At 68.8% G+C, this 2,420-nt stretch carries 1 protein-coding gene; it reads left to right on the forward strand.

Features of this window, described 5'->3' with window-relative positions:
- On the forward strand, positions 1–2,420 hold a 2,420-nt coding region (locus ACFZAX_RS35400; protein WP_390967088.1), incomplete at both ends, for a DUF6531 domain-containing protein.

Genomic DNA, 2,420 nt, shown 5'->3' on the forward strand with positions numbered 1-2,420 from the left:
GGTGCGGCGTTGCCAGCCCTGGCCGACGAGCAGCCCGCGCCGGTCTCGGTGTGGGGAAACAAGGAACAGAAGCTGGAGAAGCCCGAGGTACAGGTCGGTGTGAACCGTGCGCCTGCCTCCGCAGCGGCCGCGCCGGCGTCGGGGGAGCGGGCGGCGTGGCTGGAGGCCGAGCGGGACCGCACCAACCGTGCGCGTGACGCGGCCGGGGCCGCGGCCCTGGCCCGGAAGCAGAACCCGACCGCAACCTCGCCGACCTCGGCACTCACGGCATCGGCCGACCCTGAGACTGGCCCCGCGACGGACGCCCTGCTGGCCGGTGTTCCGAAGGGGCAAGGGGATGTCCCCTGGCACCGGATAGCCGACACGCGGCTCACGGACGCGCTGGTGGTGCGGGTGGACTATTCGACGGGCAACCTGATGCTCGCGGGTACCGACTTCGACATCGCCGGGGTCGGGCAGAGTCTGCAGTTGGCCCGTACGTACAACTCCCTGGACGCCCCGGCGGGGGCGATGTCGCAGCGCTCGTGGTTCACCTACGAGCGCCGTCTGGAGACGTCGTCGACGACCGAGGTCCTCTGGTACGACTCCAGCGGGGCCACCGTGTCCTTCGCGAAGAAGAGCGACGGTACGTTCACCACTCCTGCCGGTTACTCGCGGGACCTGGTGAAGAACAGCGACGGCACCTACACGCTGACCGACCGCAAGTCCGGCACGAAGGACACCTACACCTCCGCCGGACTCCTGTCGAAGGCCACCGACCGCAACGGCGGAGTCATCACCGTCACCTCGCACGGCGCGGGAGCCGGATTCAAGATCACCGAAACCCGGTCCGGGCGGTGGGTGGACGTCACCAACGACGGCGGCGGCTGGTGGCACGCCACCGACCACACCGGCCGGCAGGTCTCCTACCACCTCGACGACGAGGACCGGCTCACCGCGGTCACCGACACCAACATGGCGACCACCGCCTTCGGTTACGACTCCTCAGGCCGCATCGTGTCGGTCACGACGCCGATGAACCGTGTCACCCGCTTCGGCTACGACACCCAGAACCGGGTCACCTCCATGCTGCGGGCGTCCACCGAGGGCGGTACCACCGGGCCCGCCTGGACATACGCCTACTCCTCCTCGACGGCCACAGCGGCAGGGACGACGACGGTCACCGACCCCGAGGGCGACTCCACGAAGTACGTCCACAACGCGGACGGTGAAGTCACCAAGGTCACCGACCCGCTCACCCACTCCCGCTCCACCACCTACCTGGCCCACATGGCGTCCACGGCCGTCGACGCCCTGGGCACGGGCGACGACCCGGGCAACACCACGACCTACGGGTGGGACTCCCGCAACAACCCGGTCTCCGCCGCCCTCCCCAGCGGCGCCACCGCACAGATGACCGGCTGGCTGACCAAAGCCGGCATGGACGTGCCCGGGACCTTGACCGGTACGGACAGCAACAAGACCGACTACGGCTACGACGCCGTCGGCAACACCACGTCCGTCGCCGTCACCGGAACCGGGGGCGGAACGACGACCGCCGACTACAACCCGGCCACCCCCACCTGCGGCGGGTTCAAGGGCCAGAAGTGCTCGGTCACCGACAACCGCGGCAAGAAGACGTCCTTCACCTACGACGCCAAGGGCAACCTCAAGACCATCGCCCCGCCCGCCCCGCTGGGTGAGACCACGATCAGCTACGACTACGCGGGCCGGCCCGAGATCGTCAAGGACGGCCGCGGCATCCAGACCATCTACGTCTACGACGACCGCGACCGCGTCACCAAGGTCTCCTCCACCAACGCCACCGTCGAATACCGCTACGACGACGACGGCAACCAGACCTGGCGCAAGGACGCCACCGGCGAGACCGACTACGCCTACGACACCCTCTCCCGCGAGTACTTCCGCTCCCTGCAGGACGACTCCGAAGCCACCCTCGCCTACACCGCCGCCGGTGACCTCGACACGTACACCGACCCCATGGGTGCCACCCACTACACCTACGACGACGCCGGCCGCCTCGAATCGCTGAAGGACCCGGCAGGCCGCACCACGACGTACAAGTACAACAACAACGACGGGCGCACCCACACCTACTACCCCGGCGGCACGGTCCAGGAGGTCACCCTCGACAAGGACGGCAAGCCCTCCGCCGTCAAGACGACCAACGGCGCCACCACCCTCGTCGACCTGACCTACACCTACACCCAGGCATCCGGCGCCCCCGGCACCAAGATCTACAGCCGCACCGACCACGCCACCAACCTCAAGACCGCCTACACCTACGACAGCGCCGGGCGCCTGTCCTACGCCAAGGAGACCAACTCCTCCGGCACCCGCACCGCGTCCTGGCTCTACTGCTTCGACGAGGCCGGCAACCTCACCCACCAGGACACCACCGCCGCCACCTGCCCCACCAC

The sequence above is a fragment of the Streptomyces sp. NPDC008125 genome (genome assembly GCF_042957125.1).
Lineage (GTDB): Bacteria > Actinomycetota > Actinomycetes > Streptomycetales > Streptomycetaceae > Streptomyces.